At 68.9% G+C, this 16,891-nt stretch carries 18 protein-coding genes; 3 read left to right on the top strand and 15 right to left on the bottom strand.

The features are described 5' to 3' along the window. Nucleotides 1-12: 12 nt before the first annotated feature. From K8O92_18855 to K8O92_18795, 13 genes are all read right to left on the bottom strand, one after another. Nucleotides 13-2,394, bottom strand: a complete 2,382-nt coding sequence (locus K8O92_18855; GenBank protein ID UAK30022.1) for a carbamoyltransferase HypF — start codon at nucleotides 2,392-2,394, stop codon at nucleotides 13-15. Then, nucleotides 2,391-2,633, bottom strand: a complete 243-nt coding sequence (locus K8O92_18850; protein ID UAK30021.1) for a HypC/HybG/HupF family hydrogenase formation chaperone — start codon at nucleotides 2,631-2,633, stop codon at nucleotides 2,391-2,393. The genes K8O92_18855 and K8O92_18850 overlap by 4 nt, the downstream gene beginning before the upstream one ends. A gap of 3 nt (nucleotides 2,634-2,636) precedes the next feature. Continuing rightward, the gene (locus tag K8O92_18845; GenBank protein ID UAK30020.1) at nucleotides 2,637-3,122 is read right to left on the bottom strand and encodes a hydrogenase maturation protease; all 486 of its coding nucleotides are present in this window, start codon (nucleotides 3,120-3,122) and stop codon (nucleotides 2,637-2,639) included. Between the two features lie 13 nt (nucleotides 3,123-3,135). Further along, the gene (locus tag K8O92_18840) at nucleotides 3,136-3,453 is read right to left on the bottom strand and encodes a hypothetical protein (GenBank protein ID UAK30019.1); all 318 of its coding nucleotides are present in this window, start codon (nucleotides 3,451-3,453) and stop codon (nucleotides 3,136-3,138) included. A gap of 155 nt (nucleotides 3,454-3,608) precedes the next feature. Beyond that, nucleotides 3,609-4,925 (bottom strand): hypothetical protein, encoded by a 1,317-nt coding sequence (locus tag K8O92_18835; GenBank protein UAK30018.1) that lies wholly within the window; start codon nucleotides 4,923-4,925, stop codon nucleotides 3,609-3,611. After that, the gene (locus tag K8O92_18830; protein UAK35805.1) at nucleotides 4,922-5,554 is read right to left on the bottom strand and encodes a DUF6084 family protein; all 633 of its coding nucleotides are present in this window, start codon (nucleotides 5,552-5,554) and stop codon (nucleotides 4,922-4,924) included. The genes K8O92_18835 and K8O92_18830 overlap by 4 nt, the downstream gene beginning before the upstream one ends. 5 nt (nucleotides 5,555-5,559) lie before the next feature. Next, complete coding sequence (locus tag K8O92_18825) at nucleotides 5,560-6,117, bottom strand: DUF5947 family protein (protein ID UAK35804.1); 558 nt, start codon at nucleotides 6,115-6,117, stop codon at nucleotides 5,560-5,562. Between the two features lie 74 nt (nucleotides 6,118-6,191). Further along, entirely contained in the window at nucleotides 6,192-7,106 is a 915-nt protein-coding gene (locus K8O92_18820) for a NifU family protein (protein UAK35803.1), read from the bottom strand. A 32-nt stretch (nucleotides 7,107-7,138) separates the two neighbouring features. After that, nucleotides 7,139-8,935, bottom strand: coding sequence for a nickel-dependent hydrogenase large subunit (locus K8O92_18815; GenBank protein ID UAK30017.1), 1,797 nt, complete (start codon nucleotides 8,933-8,935; stop codon nucleotides 7,139-7,141). A gap of 10 nt (nucleotides 8,936-8,945) precedes the next feature. Further along, nucleotides 8,946-10,001, bottom strand: coding sequence for a hydrogenase expression protein HypE (locus tag K8O92_18810; GenBank protein ID UAK30016.1), 1,056 nt, complete (start codon nucleotides 9,999-10,001; stop codon nucleotides 8,946-8,948). Nucleotides 10,002-10,096: 95 nt separating this feature from the next. Further along, nucleotides 10,097-10,963 (bottom strand): hydrogenase nickel incorporation protein HypB, encoded by an 867-nt coding sequence (hypB, locus tag K8O92_18805; protein UAK30015.1) that lies wholly within the window; start codon nucleotides 10,961-10,963, stop codon nucleotides 10,097-10,099. After that, a complete protein-coding gene (locus K8O92_18800; protein UAK30014.1) occupies nucleotides 10,921-11,295 on the bottom strand; it encodes a hydrogenase maturation nickel metallochaperone HypA in 375 nt (124 codons plus the stop codon). Before K8O92_18800 ends, hypB begins: the two co-directional genes overlap by 43 nt. A 236-nt stretch (nucleotides 11,296-11,531) precedes the next feature. Beyond that, entirely contained in the window at nucleotides 11,532-11,906 is a 375-nt protein-coding gene (locus tag K8O92_18795) for a PepSY domain-containing protein (protein UAK30013.1), read from the bottom strand. 116 nt (nucleotides 11,907-12,022) lie between these two features. On the opposite strand from K8O92_18795, the gene K8O92_18790 reads away from it, so the two are divergent. Further along, on the top strand, nucleotides 12,023-12,700 hold the full coding sequence (locus K8O92_18790) for a response regulator transcription factor (GenBank protein UAK30012.1): 678 nt from the start codon (nucleotides 12,023-12,025) through the stop codon (nucleotides 12,698-12,700). Continuing rightward, nucleotides 12,687-14,183 (top strand): HAMP domain-containing histidine kinase, encoded by a 1,497-nt coding sequence (locus K8O92_18785; protein UAK35802.1) that lies wholly within the window; start codon nucleotides 12,687-12,689, stop codon nucleotides 14,181-14,183. Before K8O92_18790 ends, K8O92_18785 begins: the two co-directional genes overlap by 14 nt. Nucleotides 14,184-14,193: 10 nt before the next feature. Here K8O92_18785 and K8O92_18780 read toward each other — a convergent pair whose 3' ends face one another. Together K8O92_18780 and K8O92_18775 are read right to left on the bottom strand one after the other, a co-directional pair. Beyond that, entirely contained in the window at nucleotides 14,194-15,096 is a 903-nt protein-coding gene (locus K8O92_18780) for an alpha/beta hydrolase (protein UAK30011.1), read from the bottom strand. Nucleotides 15,097-15,172: 76 nt separating this feature from the next. Next, the gene (locus K8O92_18775; protein UAK30010.1) at nucleotides 15,173-16,318 is read right to left on the bottom strand and encodes an acyl-CoA dehydrogenase family protein; all 1,146 of its coding nucleotides are present in this window, start codon (nucleotides 16,316-16,318) and stop codon (nucleotides 15,173-15,175) included. A 77-nt stretch (nucleotides 16,319-16,395) separates the two neighbouring features. Here K8O92_18775 and K8O92_18770 point away from each other — a divergent pair, with 77 nt between their 5' ends. Further along, nucleotides 16,396-16,617, top strand: coding sequence for a hypothetical protein (locus tag K8O92_18770; GenBank protein UAK30009.1), 222 nt, complete (start codon nucleotides 16,396-16,398; stop codon nucleotides 16,615-16,617). Nucleotides 16,618-16,891 lie beyond the last annotated feature (274 nt).

Below are 16,891 nucleotides of genomic sequence, written 5' to 3'. Positions count from 1 at the left end.
GCTCTCCTTCGCTCATCCCTCGCTGCACGCGAGGAGTTGCCCGAACGCGAGGCCACCGTCGTTGGGTGGCAGCCGGCGGTGGGTGATCACGGTGAACCCGTTGTCGCGCAGCAGCGCACACGACCGCGCGAGTAGCAGGGCGTTCTGGAAGACGCCGCCGGACAGGGCGACGGCCGCCGACGCGGCGGCGTAGCGAGCCGCGAGATCGAGCACCAACCGGGCCAAGGCGGCGTGGAACCGCGCGCCGACCACCTGTGCGGGCGCGCCCGCGCGAATGTCGGCGACCACGGCCGCCAGCACCGGCGCGGGATCAATCACGGCGGGATCGCCGTCGTCCACCGGGAACCGGTATGCGACGGCGCCCTCCGCGCCGGTGCGCGACAACCCCTCCAACTCGATCGCCGCCTGGGCTTCGTAGTCGACGACGTGCCGCACGCCGCACAGCGAGGACACCGCGTCGAACAACCGGCCCATGCTCGACGTCGGCGCGCAGCCCAATCCGGTCCGGAACTGGTGGGCCAGCACCGATCGCTCGGCGGGCGGGCAGGCCGCGACCGCGGGGATGTCCTCGGCCCACTCGATGCCTGCCGCTCGCAGGTGGGCCAGCGCCATGCGGTAGGGCCTGCGCACCGCGAGATCGCCGCCCGCCAGCGGGACGTACTTCAGGTGGGCCAGGCGGCGGTAGCCCTTGTAGCCCGCCAGCAGCACCTCGCCGCCCCACACCGCGCCGTCCGGCCCGAACCCGGTGCCGTCGAAGGCTATGCCGACCACCTGCTCGGTGGGGCCGAGTCCGTGCTCGCCCATGACGGCGGCGATGTGGGCGTGGTGGTGCTGGACGGTGTACACGGTTCGCTCCCCGGCGTGCCTGCGCGCCCATGCGGTGGAGCGATAGCCCGGGTGTGCGTCGGCGACGAACTGGACCGGGCGTACCCCGGTGAGTTCTCCGAGGTGCCGCTGGGCGGCGTCGAAGGAACGCAGCGTCGCCAGGTCGTCCATGTCGCCGATGTGCTGGCTCAGCCAGGCGTAGCGGCCCTCCGCCATCGCGCAGGTGTTCTTGAGGTCCGCGCCGACCGCGAGGGTCGGCGGCAGTGGCACGGGCAGCAGCAGGGGCAGGGGCGCGTAACCGCGCGAGCGCCGGACGGGCAGTTCCCGGCCGTCCAGCGAACGCACCACCGAGTCGTCGCAGGGCACCAGGATGCGCCGGTCGTGCGACAGCCAGCCGTCGGCGAGCCCGGCGAGGCGGGCGCGGGCATCGTCGTCTTGATAGCAGATCGGCTCGCCACCGAGATTGCCCGAAGTCATCACCAGCACCTGCGGCCCGGGCGGGTCGCCGGGTAGGCCGAACAGCAGCAGGTGCAGCGGAGTGTAGGCGAGCATGACGCCCAGATCCGGGTTGCCGGGCGCCACCGACGGAGCCGGGATCGGGTAACGGTGCGGCTGAGCAGCGCCGACTCCGGGCACGGCGATCGCCGCTTCTTCGCCCGCTCGAGCGGTCGTCCTCGCAGCACCGAGGACCGGATGGGATTCTCCCGGCGCGGACCGGCGCGCGAGCAACACTATCGGGCGAGCCGGGCTGGTCAGCAGCGTCTTGGCGGCGCTGTCGACGACGACTACGGCCTGTGCCGTGGCGAGATCCGGCACCATCACGGCGAAAGGCTTGTCGCCGCGGCGTTTGCGCCTGCGCAACTCCGCGACGGCCGACTCGTTCGTGGCGTCACAAGCGAGGTGGTATCCGCCGATGCCCTTGACCGCCAGGATGCCGCCCTCGCGCAGCAGTCGCCGCGCGGCCGTCAGCGGCTCACCGGCTCCCGGCCCCGTATACGTGAGCGTGGGACCGCAGTCGGGGCAGGCGATGGGCTGCGCGTGGAAGCGCCGGTCGGCGGGGTCGGCGTACTCCCGTGCGCACCGGTCGCACATGACGAAGTCGGACATCGACGTGCGCTCGCGGTCGTAGGGCAGGCTCGCGATGATGGTGAAACGCGGCCCGCAGTTGGTGCAGTTGACGAACGGATGGCGATAGCGCCGATCCGCCGGGTCGCGCAATTCGCGCTCGCAATCGGCGCAGATCGCGACGTCGGGTGAGGCCAGCGTGCGGCCGCCGCCGTCGCGCGTGGTGCCCGCGATGTGGAATCCGGTGCCGCCACGCACCGGGATATCGGCCTGCTCGACCGATTCGACCACCGCCAGCGGGGGCGGCCGCAGCCGCAGCCGCTCGGCGAACTCTTCGAGATCCGCCTGCGCGCCCTCGACTTCGATGACGACTCCGCTGCTGTCGTTGCTCACGCTGCCGGACAGCGCCAGTTCGGCGGCGGTGGTGTAGACGAACGGGCGGAACCCGACGCCTTGGACCACGCCGCGCACCAAGAGCCGCCGTCGCAGCCGCTCGGTGGTCATGGCTGGTCCCCGCGTTGCAGCAATCGCAGCCCGTCCAGCGCGGCCGCCGCACCCGCCTCGTCGGTCTTCTCCACCGCGAAGCCCATGTGGATGATCACCCAGTCGCCTGGGCGCGCCGGATCGTCGTCGAGCAGGCCGATGTTCACCTTGCGCTGCTCACCGGACACGTCGACCAGCGCGATCTGGTCGTGGTAGCCGTCGGGGATCGCCATCACCCGTCCCGGGATGCCCAGACACATCGGTCAGTCCTCCTGTCGCGCGGTAACCGGCGGGGCACTACTGGAAAGCAGCTCGGCGAGCACGGCGCCGACGGCGGCGACCGCTTCGTCCACCGCCGCGGCGACCGGCGCGGACAGGCCGATGCCTTCGTCCACGCAGGCGACCTGGCAGCCGATCACCACGGTGGGCGGCAGCGCCCCACCCAGCGCGCGTACCCCGGCGAAGACGGCGTCCGGGCTCATCGCGTGTGCGTCGAGATGCGCGGCGCCCGCATCCTCCGGCACGGCGCGGAACACCTCGACCCGGCCGGGTGCGCCGCGGTCGGGCACGGCGTCGACCAGCACCAGTGCGTCCCAGGGGTCGAGCAGGTCGTAGGCGAGGTGCATGCCGCGGATGCCGTAGTCCACCGCGCGCACACCCGGGTCGCGGTGGTGCGGCAGCCGCCGCACCACCTCGGGACCGAATCCGTCGTCGCCGAGGAAGATGTTGCCGATCCCGGCGATCAGCACCGCGGCCGTCGATTCACCCCTTCTCCTCGGTCGGCGTCGTCGCGCCGCCCACCCGCGCGTCGTCCACCTTCCCGGTCGCTGTCTCGTCCGGGGCGTTGGCGGCCTGCTTGCGCTCGTCGTAGGGCGGTGCCGCCGATTCGGTGCCGGGCGGGGGTTGCGACGTGAACTCGGTCTGCTTCTTGACGTCTTCGGTGTGCGCGGAGGTCATCTCCTCGTGACCGATGTCGCCCGGCTCCCGTTGCGCCGGTCCTCCGGCCGCGACGTCGGCGCCGGCGTCGCGCGAACCCGGCGCGCCACGTGCCGATTGCGGCTCTTCGCGATGCTCACCCATGATGCTCCTTTCCGGTCGACCGCTACATGTGCCGGATCTTCAGGTATCGCCGCAGATCCGGTATCGACCGCACGCCGAGATACAACCCCGCCGCGACCAGCACGGCGACGACAGTCGTCGAGACCACTCCCACGGTTTCCATAGCGGACTTCCTTTCACTTCTCGGGGCCGTCGAGCGGCTCCAGTTCGTCGGGCGCGAAATACAGGTAGCGGCCGTACCATTCGTGCAGCTCGGCCGCTGGGTCGTCCTCCAGCACGACCCCGACGTGCGCCTGTCCGTCCACGTCCTCGTGGACCGAGACGACGCGGGCGCACTGTCCGTCGAAGAACAGGTCCTGGGCGTCGGCGCGCCGCGACGGATGCAGCCGGACCCTGCTGCCCTTGCCTACCAGCACGCCCGCGACCGGGACCGCGTCGAAGTCCGGGCGAACGGCTCCGTCGGCCAGCGGGTCCCACCAATCGACGCCCTCGGGGATCTCCGGGATCAACCGTGCGCGATCGGGGTGCGGGTCGCGCAGCACCCCGTGCAACTGCCGCATGGACTCCGGTGACATCGCTTCGCAACGGTCGATGATCTCGGCCGCGCGCGGGTCGGTGGCCCGCGCCTGCGCCTTCTCCGCGTCGGTCATCGTGAGCACGCGCAGCGTGAGGATTTCATCGATCTCGGTGGAGTCGAACAGCGCGCCTTCGCTCTGCTCGGCGATCTCCGGGTGGTCGTAGAGAATGATCGGCGAGATCAGCAGCATGCTGTAGTCGCCGGGCGGGCCCGCGAGTACCGGGAAGCACCGATACCGGTCGCAGCGGGCGGCCGCGGCAGCCGCGCCGGGCGGCGGCTCCAGCAGCGAAACGAACTCACCGCCGGTGACCTCCGCGATGACGTGCGCGCCGATCAGCGACCGGGCGATGGCGTCGCGCTTGTCGGTGGCGGGTGCGCCCACGTTGCGCAGCCCGACCGTCAGCCGCAGGTAGCCGTCGTCGCGATCGGCCGCGAGCGTGAGTTCGCCCGCCAACGGCAGCCGGGTCCGCACGAGCACACCCTGCGCCGGGCCGATCTCCTCGGTGTCGGTGCGGCCCGGAATGTCCAGCGGCCGGACGAGCGCGCCGGGCGGGACCGGCCCGACGACGACCTCCTGCTCGACCGCCTCGTCCCAGGACAGCCACGACCGCTCGCCATCGGACAGCTCGGCGACGGGCACACCGTCCGCGTTCACCACTTGGCGGCGCTGGAGCTGGAGGAACCGGACGATGAGGGTGATCTCCGGGTTCGGGCCCGCGTCGAGCAGGCATTGCGCCGACAGCGTCGACTCCTCGCCGAGCCCCGCGGCGGCGGCTCCTTCCGGCCCCAGCACACCGAACTGCCATCGCGACTGGTTCTTGCGCGCGTCGGCCCGATAGGGGTAGAGCAGGTAGCCCTCGTACAGCACCGCGTCGGCGACGGCACGAGCGCGGGCGCGGGCTTCGGCGGTCGTCACGGCGTCACCTCGGTCAGCAGCCGGGTCACCGCGTCGTCGAAGCCGACCAGGCCGTGGCCGGATTTGTAAGCGGCGAGCGCCTGCAGGGTGTCCTTGTGCAGCCGCACCCACCCGGAATTGGGGTAATGCGCGGCCATCAGGTCCTGCCACACCGACACCGGCATGTCGAACTTGTCCTCGCGGTCCCACGGGATCTGCTGAATGGCGAATCCCGTGCTGCCCCGGATGAAGACCGTCCCGCTGAAGAGGAACAGCAGCGGCACCACACCGTCGCGCAACGCGTGCAGGTACTTCGATCCGGTCACCTCGAAGTCGTAGGTGCACGGCATCGGCAGATCCACTTCGGCGCCGCCGCTGAAACTCGGAACCATGGTGGCGCAGTGCATCCAGAGGAACGAACGCTGGGTCTCGTGCCACCGCTCGCGCGGGCCGAACAGATCGGTCAACCCCGCGCCCTCTTCGTCGGAGTAACCGCGGCGGAACGGCTCGATGCGCACCTGCGCGCGCAGGGCGATGGCGTGCACGGGTTCCTCAGCGAGCGCGGCGATGCCGACGCGTGCGGACAGAATCGGCGCGACCGCGTACGGCTCGGGTTTCATCTCGAGCACGGCGAAGGTCGTCGAGTACACCGGACTCACGGCGCACCACCGGATTTCGCGCGGGCCGACGACTCGGCGAAGAACTGCCCGAGGTACCGCCGCACATCCTGGCCGCCGTCGAAACCGCGCCACAGCAGCCGCATCCGGCCGACGAACTCGTAACAGGCGTCGATGGGCAGCAGCAGGCAGGCCGCCCGCTCGGTGCTGCGATCGGGCACGCGGATGAGCAGCGCCTCCACGTCGGGCGCGAGCACGTCCAACTCGGGATGCCGTTGGAGGATGGACTGCCATTGCTCCAGGGACAATTCCGATTCCGTCGCGCCCGCGGGCCCGGGATAGAACGCCACCGTCCGGCCCAGTGCGGAATTGCGGAAGAAGAACGCCAGGCTCACCGGAATCTCCAGCGCGTCCCATTCGGCCTGGCTGATCGTGAAGTCGGGGAACGCGAGATACCGATCCGGCACGGCACGATAACGCAGCGCGGCGTTCTGGTCGACGAACAGCAGATAGCAGCTGCGGCACACGCACATCAGCTGCCTGCCTTCGACGTTCACGACGTGCTGGTGCTCCTCGGCGATCGGCTCCGCGCACATCTCGCATCGCTCGCCGGGCCGGGCGGCGGGCCCGCGATCGGCGGCGATCCGCTGTAGCGCACGGAACGGTGTGCTCACCCGCCCACCCCCACCGGTACCGCCACCGAGAGTTCGCCCGAACGCACGAGCACCGGCAACGGTTCGAGGTGCCCGTCGCCGTCGACCCGGGCGCCTGCGTGCACCATGTCGTAGTGCGCCCGGCAGGTCGGGCACCGCAGCACCGCGTCACCGACCGGGAATCCCACGCGGCGCTCCAGCACCGCACCCGCCAGGGAGCGGTCACAGTTCGGGCAGTGGTCCCGGTAGGCGTACAACTCCTCGCCCACCCGGCAGGCCAGCACGGTCAGCCCGGCGACGGCGAACCCACCCACCTCGCCCGCACTCAGCTCGGCCAGTTCGGGGACCGCGACCCAGCTGCCGGACCGCCGGGTGTCGGCGTGCACACGGGAGAACAACGAGTCGGCGGAGATCACCCCCGCCGACTCCGGCTGCGCCGCGACGACTTCGATGGACTCGATTTCCGGCGCCGCCGCCCGCACGGCGTCCTCGACGGCCAGTTCGAGCGTCACCGACGAGGACGGACAGCTCTTGCAACTGCCCGCCAGTTCCAAGCGGACCACGCCGTCGACGATGTCGACCAGGTGGACGTCGCCGCCGTGCGAACCGAGGTAGGGGCGCACGCTGTCCAGCGCGGCCCGTACGCGGGTGTCCACGTCGTGCGGATGCAGGCCGTGCACGAGCAGCAGGCTCGCGACCAGATCGTCGCGAGCCAGCCGCTCGACCGCTTCCGCGTCGAGCAGTCCGACCACGCGGGTGAATCCCGCGCCGTAGAGTTCGACGAGCTCGCGCACCAATTGCTCGGCGCGCTCGCGGGCGAGCGCACCGCCCGCCGAACTCGCCTCCAGCAAGGTCTCGATGCGATCACCGGCTTCGCGCCACCGGGATTCACCGCGCGTGACGTCGTCCTGGTCGTCCGGGCGATCCTCCACCGTCACCTCCGGTCGTTTCGCCCGACGCGGACTCACTCGGGGGTGAGCGTCTGCGTCGGTGAATGCAGTTTCTCCAGCGTCTTGCCCTTGCCGAGATACATGTGCACGCCGCACGGCAGGCACGGATCGAAACTGCGCACCGTGCGCATGATGTCGATGCCCTTGAAGTGCTCGCGGTCGTTCTCCTCGAAGATCGGCTGCCCCTGCACCGCGTCCTCGTAGGGTCCCGGCGTACCGAAGCTGTCGCGCGGGCTGGCGTTCCACGGCGTCGGCGGATACGGGTGGTAGTTGGCGATCTTGCCGTCCCGGATCACCATGTGATGCGACAGCACGCCGCGTACCGCCTCGGTGAAGCCGCAACCGATGCCCTCGTCGGGGACCTCGAACTTCTCCCAGGTCTTCGTGTGGCCTGCGCGGATCTCGGCCATCGCCTTCTCCGCGAAGTGCAGCGCGCAGGCCGCCGCGTACGCCTGGAAATAGGTGCGCGCGCGGTTGCGCTCGAGGGTGTTGCTGCCGTGCACGGGGATCTTCCACTCCAGCGTGACCGGGCCTTTGAGCGCGGTCTTGGGCAGGTTGATCTGCACGCTGTTGCCGGTCGACTTCACGTACCCGATGTCGATCAGGTTGGCCAGCGCCGTCGCCCACAGCCGGGCCAGCGGGCCGCCGCCGGTGTCCAGAGCGAGGTGGTCGGTGCCGTCGAACCACCGCGGCGACATCACCCAGCTGTACTTCTCGTCCAGGTCGCGCTTCTGCGGCCGGGGGTTGGTGTGCTGGTTCCAGGGATGGCGCCGGTCCACCGGATTGCCCAGCGGATCGGTCGGAACGAACATCTCCTGATCGGTCCAGTCCTCGTAGTACGAACTGCCCAGCAGGATCCGCAGGCCCAGGTTGATGTCGACCAAGGAGGTGGTCAGCAGTTTGCCGTCGACCACGACGCCCGGGGTGACGAACATCTTGCGGCCCCAGTCCTCCATGTCCTTGTACTCGAAGTTGCAGACCTCCGGGTCCTGGAACGAGCCCCAGCAACCCAGCAGCGTGCGCCGCAGACCGACCTTCTCGTAGCCGGGCATCGCTTCGTAGAAGAAGTCGAACAAGTCGTCGTGCATCGGCACGACCTTCTTCATGAACTCCACGTAGCGCATCAGCCGCGACAGGTAATCGGTCATCAACTGGATCGTCGCGACCGTGCCGGGCCCGCCGGGATACAGCGTGGAGGGATGGACGTGCCTGCCTTCCATCAGGCAGAACATCTCGCGGGTGATGCGGCTGACCTGCAGTGCCTCCCGGTAGAACTCACCGGTGAACGGGTTGAGCGCCCGCATGATGTCGGCGATCTTGCGATACCCGTGGTCGCCCGCGTGCGGCGCTTCGGTGTTCTCGGCCCTGGCCAGCACGCCCGGGTTGGTCTCGGAGACCATCTTCTCGCAGTAGTCCACGCCGACCAGGTTCTCCTGGAAGATGTTGTGGTCGAACATGTACTCGGCGGCCTCGCCGAGGTTGACGATCCATTCGCCGAGGTGCGGCGGGCGCACGCCGTAGGCCATGTTCTGGCAGTAGCAGGAACAGGTGGCGTGGTTGTCGCCGCAGATGCCGCAGATGCGGCTGGTGATGAAGTGCGCGTCGCGCGGATCCTTGCCCTTCATGAAGATCGAGTAACCACGGAAGATGGACGAGGTGCTGTGGCACTCGACCACTTCCCGATTGTCGAAGTCGATCTTCGTGTAGATGCCGAGGCTGCCGACGATGCGAGTGATCGGGTCCCACGCCATCTCCACGAGACGGTTCGGCTCGATCGTTCGGTGCGACGGCTCCGGGATGATCTGGGTCATCAGAGATCTCCTACCAAGTGCGGGTCGCGCCGGTCTCCAGCTTCCGCCCCCGGTGCCGCCAGTGCGGCTCCTTGTCGACCGTGCGTCCGGTGATGTGACGGAGGCTGCGGATCACCGATCCGTAGAGCCCCGATGCGCTGGACGAGAGCTTTCCGCCGGGCGGTTCGTCCATGAACGGCATGAACTTGTCCGGGAAGCCCGGCATGGTGCAGCCGATGCAGATGCCGCCGACGTTCGGGCACCCGCCCAAGCCGTTGATCCAGCCACGCTTGGGGACGTTGCACTTGACCACCGGCCCCCAGCAGCCCAGTTTCACGATGCACTTCGGCGAGCCGTACTCGGTGGCGAACTCACCCTGCTCGTAGTAGCCCGCGCGGTCGCAACCCTCGTGCACGGTCGCCCCGAACAGCCACTTGGGCCGCAGCGCGTCGTCGAGCGGGATCATCGGCGCCTGTCCGGTCGCCATGTAGAGCAGGTAGGTGAGCGTCTCGGAGAGGTTGTCCGGCTGAATCGGGCAGCCGGGAACGCAGACGATCGGAATGCCCGCCTTGCTCTTCCAGGTCCAGCCGAGATAGTCCGGCACGCCCATCGCACCTGTCGGATTGCCTGCCATGGCGTGGATGCCACCGTAGGTCGCGCAGGTGCCCGCCGCCACGATGGCCGTGGCCTTCGGCGCGAGGCGGTCCAGCCACTCGCTGGTCGTCATGGGCTGGCCGGTGGCGGGATTGTTGCCGAACCCGCACCAGTAGCCCTCTTCCTTGAGTTGCTCGTTCGGAATCGAGCCCTCGACCACCAGGACGAACGGTTCGAGTTCCCCGCGGTCGGCCTTGAAGAACCACTCCAGGAAATCGTCGGCGCCGCCGTTGGGGCCGCACTCGAAGTCGATGAGCGGCCAGTGCACGGCGATCTTCGGCAGACCCGGGAGTGAGCCGAGGGCGATCTCTTCGATGCTCGGCTGCGTGGCCGCCGTCAAGGCAACCGAGTCACCGTCACAGCTGAGTCCCGCGTTGATCCAGAGAACGTGGATCAGCGTCTCTTCGGCTCGTATTGCTTCCTGCGTGGGCATGTGTGCCACCTTCCGCAGCGGACCACCGGGGGCCGAATCTCACCTTTCTCGAAGAAGGGGTCACCCGCGAATGTGATCCTGATCACTCCAATATATCAAGCTCGTCCAGCGGCTTTCTCCGCAGCCGCCGAACCGGCCGGGCGACGCCGCGCGGCCAGCCAGTCGTACCAACGCGACAGGCCTGCACCGCTGGTCACAGACAGCGGTAGGACCTCGACGCCGGGGTGTATCGAGTGGATGTACTCCTGGCATCGGTCCAAATCGAAATCGACGTACGGCAGCAGGTCGGTCTTGTTCACCAGCACCAGCCCCGCCGCCTGGAACATGTGCGGATACTTCAACGGTTTGTCGGTCCCCTCGGTCACCGAGATGACGACGACCTTCTCCCCCTCGCCCAGGTCGAACAGCGCCGGGCAGACCAGGTTGCCGACGTTCTCGACGAACAGCAGCGTGCCCGGCGCGGGATCGAGCGTGTCCAGCGCGCGGTAGATCATCTCGGCGTCCAAGTGACAGCCCGCGCCGGTGTTGACCTGTACGACACGGCACCCGGTGGCCTCGATCCGTTCGGCGTCGAGCAATGTCGCCTGGTCGCCCTCGATCACCGCGATCGGGGTCTGTCCGGACTCCAGGATGGTGCGTTCGAGCAAGCTGGTCTTCCCCGCCCCCGGCGAGCTGGTCATATTGAGCGCGACGATGTCACGCTCGGCCAGCCAGGACCGGTTGCGCTGCGCCAGTTCGTCGTTCTTGGCGAGAACCTTCAGTTCCAGCGTGACCGTCTCGGTGGCGGGCACGTGGACGTGGTCGGCGCCCTGGCCGTGGGAATGGTCGTGGGGGTGCTGATGTTCGTGCGCGTGCTGATGTTCCGCCGCGTGGGCATGGTCGCGCCCGTCGGCGTGCTGGTGGTCGTGTGGGACGCGAATCAGCGCGGCGGCGTCGTCGCCACACCCGCAGGTTGCGCACATGCCTCACTCACCTCCATGGATCGGATACGCAGCTCGCGCCCGGAGCGGATCTCGACATCGGCGCTGCCGCAGGTACACAGCAGGATCGGGTCCGGCAACCGGAACTCGGCTCCACAGGTCCGGCACGCCGCGACGCCCGGAATCTCCACCAGGACCAGTTCCGCGCCCTCGCCGACCGTCGACTCGGCCGCGATTTCGAAACAGAACCGCATGGCATCGGGGACGACGGCGCACAGCGCTCCGACCTCGACGGTGACGGAGTGGACCCGCCGCCCCGCCGCGTGCTCACAGACGGCGTCGATGACGCCCTGGGTGATGGCCATCTCGTGCATCGCGACCTCGATTCCTCGAGCGGACAACCTTGAGGCTACTCCCGGGCAAACCTTCGGGAGGTGGAAATCTCCGATGCTCGGCGAACGCGTTCGTGGGGCTCCTACCCGGTGCGCCGACCCGAGTTGTGACGCAAGCACAGCTGCGGCCGGGATCTCCCTCCGGATCCCGGCCGCCCGATAGCAAACACCCGCGCACCGACCCGACACGTCGGCAGCCGATAGACCGCGCGAGCAGGTCAGTCGTGGTCGACGTCGGCGAGCACCTCGCCGCTGCCTGCGTCGATCGTCACGTCGTGCTCGACCCCCTGCGGCGTGGTGAGCTCCACCTCCCAGACCGGCTTGCCGCGGTCGGTGTCGAGTTCGGCGGATACGACCCGCCCGCCGGGCACGGCTTGCACCGCCTTGTCGATCGCCTGCTGCCTGCTGATCCCGGTGTCGGCCACCAGCGACCAGTCAGCCGCGGAGGACTGGAAGGAGACGGTGTGATCGTCCGGACCACCCGTGGCGACCGCGGCCAGGACGGCACTCAGACCTACGACGGCGGCCGCGACGGCCGTGCCGACCATCAGCCAGCGAAGACCGGCGTAAGCACGGCGGAGTACGGTTGTCATCTGGAACCTCCTGCGGGAGTGGTGATCTCGATGGCTCCCACTGTGACGAACCGGAGCTGAAGGCGAGCTGAAGCCACCTGAAGATCGTTTCAGCATTCGTCTGCCACTCTTGTCGGATGCGTCTGCTGATCGTTGAGGACGAGAAACGTTTGGCTCTCACGCTGGCAAAAGGGTTGTCGGCCGAGGGATTTGCCGTGGATGTGGTGCACGACGGCGCCGAGGGCCTGCACCTGGCGACCACCACCGACTACGACCTGATCATTCTGGACATCATGCTGCCCGGCATGAACGGCTACCGAGTCTGCGCCGCGCTGCGCGCCGCGGGCCACGAGACACCGGTGCTCATGCTGACCGCGAAGGACGGCGAGTACGACGAGGCCGAGGGCTTGGATACCGGAGCCGACGACTATCTCAGCAAGCCGTTCTCCTACCTGGTGCTGCTGGCCCGCATTCGGGCGTTGCTGCGCCGCCGAACACGTGGCGGCGCACGGGTTCTGCGCGTCGGCGACCTGATCGTGGACCCCGCCACCCGCACCTGCCGCCGGGGCGTGCAGGAGGTGACGCTGACCGCCAAAGAGTTCGCCGTGCTCGAGCACTTGGCCGTCCGGGCCGGGGAGGTGGTGTCGAAATCCGATATCCTGCAACACGTCTGGGATTTCGCCTACGACGGTGATCCGAACATCGTCGAGGTCTATATCAGCACGTTGCGCCGCAAGATCGACGCGCCGTTCGGGCGCCGATCGATCACCACCGTCCGCGGCGCGGGCTACCGGCTGGCAGCTGATCGTGACTGAGCGGAAGGGGCGCGCCTGGTGGCGTTCGGTCCGCGCGCGCACCACGGTGGCGGCGACGGCGGTGGTCGCGGTGGCGCTCACGGTGGCCGGTCTCGCGGTGCTCGCGGTGTTGCGCCACAACCTGATCGAGAGCGCCGAATTACAGGCGGAGACCACCGCGCGCGACATGGTGACCGAGCTCGCGGCGGGCGCCGATCTCGGCCGGTTGACGTTTCCCGACGCCGAGAACCAACCGGTGCAGATCGTTTCGATCGACCGCCGCGTTCTGGCCGCGCCCGACGACCTCGCGGGGAAACCACCGATGGCCGATTTCGGTCCGTACGCGAAAGCTCCCGACGACGAAGGTGACGAGGACGAGGACGACGACGAAGAGGGAGAGGAGGAAGAAGAAGACGACGACGAAAGCGCCCCTCCGTCCGCCGGCCCCGCCACACCCGCGGCCGCCGAGGCCGAATTCGGCGACGTACGGCTGACGGTGGACCCGGAAGACGGGCCGCACCCGTTCCGGGTGGCCGCGCTCCCGGTGACCCTCCCGGGCGGACAGCCCGCCACCGTCTACGCGGGCTCGTCCCTCGAGACCGCCGACAGCGCGGTGGCGGACGCACGCCTGGCGATGCTGATCGGCGTCACGCCGCTGCTGGCCGTGGTGGCCCTGGTGACCTGGCTGGTGACCCGGCGCGCCCTGCGCCCGGTGGAGGCGATCCGCAGCCAGCTCGCCGAGATCATGGACGGCGATCTCTCCCGGCGTGTGCCCGAACCGGGCTCCCGCGACGAGATCGCCAGGCTGGCGAGCACCACCAACGCCACGCTGGCCGCGCTGGAGGAATCCGCGGAGCGCCAGCGCCGGTTCATCGCCGACGCCGCACACGAATTGCGCAGCCCCATCGCGAGCTTGCGCACTCAGCTCGAAGTCGCCCAGGCCCACCCCAGCCTGCTGGAACTGGACGGATTGATCGGCGACACCATCCGGCTGGAACATCTCGCGGCCGACCTGCTGCTCTTGGCCCGGCTCGACGCGGGCGAGCAGCCGCGTTCGGATCGCGTGGACGTGACCGCCCTGGTACGCGAGGAACTCGAGCACCGTGTCGGCGACCGGGTCGCGGTGGAGATCGCGGTACCGGAGCAGGCCGTGGCGGTGACCGGGAGCCGGACGCAGCTCGCCCGCGTCTTGGGCAACCTCGTCGACAACGCCCAGCGGCATGCCGCGAGCATCGTGCGCGTCGCGGTGGACCGCGACGACGAAGGGCGAGTCGTGCTGTCGGTCACCGACGACGGCCCGGGGGTGCCGCACGCCGACCGCGACCGAATATTCCAGCGATTCGTCCGCTTGGACGACGCGCGCACCCGTGACGAAGGTGGCGCGGGTCTAGGCTTGGCCATCGTCCGCGACGTCGTCGAACGCCACGCGGGCACCATCCGCGTCACCGATGGTGCGTCCGGCGGCGCCCACTTCGTGGTGATGCTGCCCGCAGGCGGTGGGTGATCGTCCTCGTTCACTCGGCGAGCGCGCTTCGTATCCTTTCGATGATGACCCCACGCGCGGCCCGGCCCTCGGGCGTCGGAGTCAGCGGATAGACATGCGGCAGCCCCCGACCCTCGTGGTAGTCGACCGCGACTCCGGCGCCGCGCGCGGCGTCGACCAGCAGGCAACTGTCCGGGTGCAGGATGTCATCGGTGCCGCAGAACACCGTCAGCGGCCCCAGGCCGCGCAGGTCGGCGACGAGCGGGCTGACCCGAGGGTCGGCGATCTCGAGATCTCCGCGCCAGTGCTCGATGAGCACCCGCGTTCCCGGGACGCCCAGCCACGGGTCGCGCGGCTGCACGACCTCGATCTCGGGATTGGTCAGCGAGAGATCGAGGGCGGGTGCGATCAACAGGGTGCCGGGCAGACGCACCCCATGGTCGTCGCGCAGCACCAGCGCGGACGAAAGGGCGATCTGCCCACCGGCCGAATCGCCCGCCAGGCAGACGTTCCCGTATGTTTCCCGGTTGGCCAGCACCAGTTCCACGAAGCCCTGGACGACTTGCGCGGCCGTCCCGAACGGAATCAGCGGGTATATCGCGACCGTCACGGCCGCGCCGGCTTCCGCGGCGACGGCCGCGCACAGTGCCCAGTGCTGCGGTGCGATCTCGTGCACCCAGCCGCCACCGTGCGCGTACACGACGTTTCCCCGGACCCGGCGACCAGGCGGAGTCAGGGTGTAAACCGGCCAGCCGCCGCGACGGTCCACCTCGATCGCCACATCCGCACGCAGCCGGCGCGGCGGACCGTAGTTGCGGGGCCGGACGCTCAGCTCGAGGATTCGCTCGTGCGCCGCGTCGGCATCGACGAATACGCGATTGGCGCGTGTCGCCTTCAGATATCCCCGCACGACCTGGTTGGCCAAGCTCGGCATCGCAGCACCTCCACTCCGGACGATCGACGGCCGTCGAGTCCTCGGGAGGCGATTGTGCCGCAGTGAACCGCTGCGGTCAGGAGAGTTTCAGGCTGCGCCCGATGATCTCCTTCATGATCTCGGTGGTGCCGCCGTAGATGGTCTGGATACGCGCGTCCATGTAGGCCTTCGCGATCGGATATTCCTTCATATAGCCGTATCCGCCGTGCAATTGCAGGCAGCGGTTGATCAGGTCGAGCTGCTCCTCGGTGCTCCACCATTTGGCCATGGCCGCGTCCTCGGCGGTCAGCTTGCCCTCGTTGAGCAGTTCGATGAACTTGTCGACCATCAGGCGCACCGCGGTGGTCTTGGTGGCCAGTTCGGCGAGCACGAAACGGGTGTTCTGCAGTGCGCCGATCGGCTTGCCGAACGCCTTCCGGTCGCGGACGTACTGGACGGTCATGTCCAGGCAGGACTCCATCGCCGCCGCGGCCATGACGGCGATCGACAGCCGTTCCTGCGGCAGGTTGTGCATGAGGTGGATGAAGCCCATCCCCTCGGCGCCGAGCAGGTTCTTTCCTGGCACGCGCACGTCGTTGAAGCTCAGCTCGGCGGTGTCCTGGGCTTTGAGGCCGAGCTTGTCCAGGTTGCGGCCGCGCTCGAAGCCGGGCATGCCGCGCTCGACCACGAGCAGGCTGAAGCCCATCGCCCCCTTCTCCGGGTCGGTCTGCGCCACCACGATCACGATGTCGGAGTTGATGCCGTTGGTGATGAAGGTCTTGGCGCCGTTGAGGATCCAATCGTCCCCGTCGCGTACCGCGCGGGTCTTGATGCCCTGCAGGTCCGACCCGGTGCCCGGTTCGGTCATGGCGATCGCGGTGATGATCTCGCCGGAGCAGAAGCCGGGCAACCAGCGCTGCTTCTGCTCGTCGTCGGCCAGCTCGAGCAGGTAAGGGGCGATCACATCGTTGTGCAGCGTGAAGCCGAGACCGGAGTACTGGCCGCGGACGGACTCCTCGGAGACGATGGCGTTGTAACGGAAGTCCTTCACCCCGCCGCCACCGTACTCCTCCGGCATGGCCATGCCGAGGAAGCCCTGTTTGCCCGCCTCGAGCCAGACCTCCCGGTCGACGATGCCCTGCTCCTCCCACTTCGCGTGGTTCGGCGCGACGTGCTGATCGAGAAACTTGCGGAACGACTCCCGGAACAGATCGTGTTCGGGTTCGAACAGTGTGCGTTCCACGCCAACCTCCTAGTGACCACACCGGCCGGTCCACACCGACCAGTCGTTGCCTCATACCGTACCCGGAAGGAGAATCTGTGTTCACTTCTGGGGCCGGAATCATGGTCTCACCTGGACCGGCGGCAGGGGGCGAGATCCGCAGGCGAGATTCCCGGCAAACGGTCGAGAGCTCCGGCGCGACCGGCCAACGAGTCCGGTACGCCGATTCGGCGGTCGTGGTCCTGGCCGGGCCGCTGTCGACGGTCTCCCGGACGGTCGTCTGCGCGCACACGGCACCGTCGAGTATTCGGGCGCGCTGATTCTTCGAGATACACAGAACACGGTCGGGCAACCAGCGGAGGGTCTGCGCCCGACCGCGCACGATCGCTGCGGACAGCGGCCAGTCCGGCCGACGCCGCCTGAGATGGCTTTGTACCTCGGCCTCGTCCGGGCGCACTCCAGCGCATCGAGGCCGCCCGCCACTCGGTCGCAGAATTCGGCATTGACGCGGCACGGCGGCCTGGTAGGGCCGGGGAGCAATCCCGCGCGATCACCAATCGAGGATCCACCGACCAGAGCCGCTGGTCGAACGCC

Source organism: Nocardia asteroides (assembly GCA_019930625.1).
GTDB lineage: Bacteria > Actinomycetota > Actinomycetes > Mycobacteriales > Mycobacteriaceae > Nocardia > Nocardia sputi.
The sequence above is the reverse complement of the archived record's forward strand: the minus strand, read 5'-3'. Positions and strand labels throughout refer to the sequence as shown.

Excerpts from the sequence above, each read along its gene's own strand:
- K8O92_18795 (UAK30013.1), bottom strand. The coding sequence starts at position 11,906 with ATGACAACCGTACTCCGCCGTGCTTACGCCGGTCTTCGCTGGCTGATG.
- hypB (UAK30015.1), bottom strand. The coding sequence starts at position 10,963 with ATGTGCGCAACCTGCGGGTGTGGCGACGACGCCGCCGCGCTGATTCGC.
- K8O92_18850 (UAK30021.1), bottom strand. The coding sequence starts at position 2,633 with ATGTGTCTGGGCATCCCGGGACGGGTGATGGCGATCCCCGACGGCTAC.
- K8O92_18855 (UAK30022.1), bottom strand. The coding sequence starts at position 2,394 with ATGACCACCGAGCGGCTGCGACGGCGGCTCTTGGTGCGCGGCGTGGTC.
- K8O92_18810 (UAK30016.1), bottom strand. The coding sequence starts at position 10,001 with ATGCCCACGCAGGAAGCAATACGAGCCGAAGAGACGCTGATCCACGTT.
- K8O92_18800 (UAK30014.1), bottom strand. The coding sequence starts at position 11,295 with ATGCACGAGATGGCCATCACCCAGGGCGTCATCGACGCCGTCTGTGAG.
- K8O92_18825 (UAK35804.1), bottom strand. The coding sequence starts at position 6,117 with ATGTGCGCGGAGCCGATCGCCGAGGAGCACCAGCACGTCGTGAACGTC.
- K8O92_18815 (UAK30017.1), bottom strand. The coding sequence starts at position 8,935 with ATGACCCAGATCATCCCGGAGCCGTCGCACCGAACGATCGAGCCGAAC.
- K8O92_18790 (UAK30012.1), top strand. The coding sequence starts at position 12,023 with ATGCGTCTGCTGATCGTTGAGGACGAGAAACGTTTGGCTCTCACGCTG.
- K8O92_18840 (UAK30019.1), bottom strand. The coding sequence starts at position 3,453 with ATGGGTGAGCATCGCGAAGAGCCGCAATCGGCACGTGGCGCGCCGGGT.
- K8O92_18780 (UAK30011.1), bottom strand. The coding sequence starts at position 15,096 with ATGCCGAGCTTGGCCAACCAGGTCGTGCGGGGATATCTGAAGGCGACA.